Origin of the sequence: Rickettsia sp. TH2014 (genome assembly GCF_019249195.1) — a bacterium.
Taxonomy (GTDB): domain Bacteria; phylum Pseudomonadota; class Alphaproteobacteria; order Rickettsiales; family Rickettsiaceae; genus Rickettsia; species Rickettsia felis.
The window spans coordinates 1-873 of the sequence record NZ_MXAX01000282.1; the positions used below are offsets into that span (position 1 = coordinate 1).

Genomic DNA, 873 nt, shown 5'->3' on the forward strand with positions numbered 1-873 from the left:
ATTGTTTGCGATAACACACATACACTTATAGATGTGATAAAACAAGATGATGGGGAGAGCCACTTTATATTAGAACCATCAAAGATAGTAAATGGTACTATGAATATTATGGGTCAAGAATATAATATTACTAAAAGCAATGAATCATACGATACATTAGCTTTAAATGATATAGTTGAGTTTTTAGGTCTTCAAAATTGTTCTCCGGAATCGGTAATAGCATCACTAAGACAGTGGGCTATTTCTCAAATTCCTACTCCCACTACTACTGAATTACCAACAACTATAAATTATTCACAAGATTGTGTGAGTGAAGATAATAATTGGTTAATACAGGAAATAGATATTTTAGGAGCTAAAATACCTGTTTGGAGTATTTTAACAGCTGCTGCAACAACAGTAGGACTAGTTGGCGTGAGTATAGGATATTGCATAGGCAGGTATATACAAAAGGACGATGCTATTTGTACAGAGTCAGATCAAGAGGAGATTGCCATTACGTCATTAATTGGATGTCCTTCAGAAGAAATTGTCTAACTTTATAGGCATATTAGTTGTGTTCTCGTATATATTGCCAGTCAGACTCATACTTTAAAATACACTATTTACTGTTGTAAATTATTTTAGTGATGAGCAATGGTGATGTATGTGATATATTTTCCTGGTATAAATTACTGGATAAAAGTCTTAACAGATGGTCTAGAACTGGAAGTGATATATTAGAGCACCTAATCCACTAAGCTATGCAAAAAAATACCTTGCATTGTTCAGGCATTATTTGTATATATTACCATGAAATATGATAACCATATTTCATGGTAATATATACAAATGGAGTCACATATAATGAGTTTAACAAATATAAAGTGTCTA

The 873-nt window shown here is 32.0% G+C and carries 1 protein-coding gene; it reads left to right on the forward strand.

The window, feature by feature from the left end; translation table 11 throughout:
• Window positions 1-537, forward strand: a 537-nt coding sequence (locus KYQ89_RS05830) for a hypothetical protein (RefSeq protein ID WP_218460801.1), incomplete at its 5' end; no start/stop codon positions are given.
• Between the last annotated feature and the right edge of the window lie 336 nt (window positions 538-873).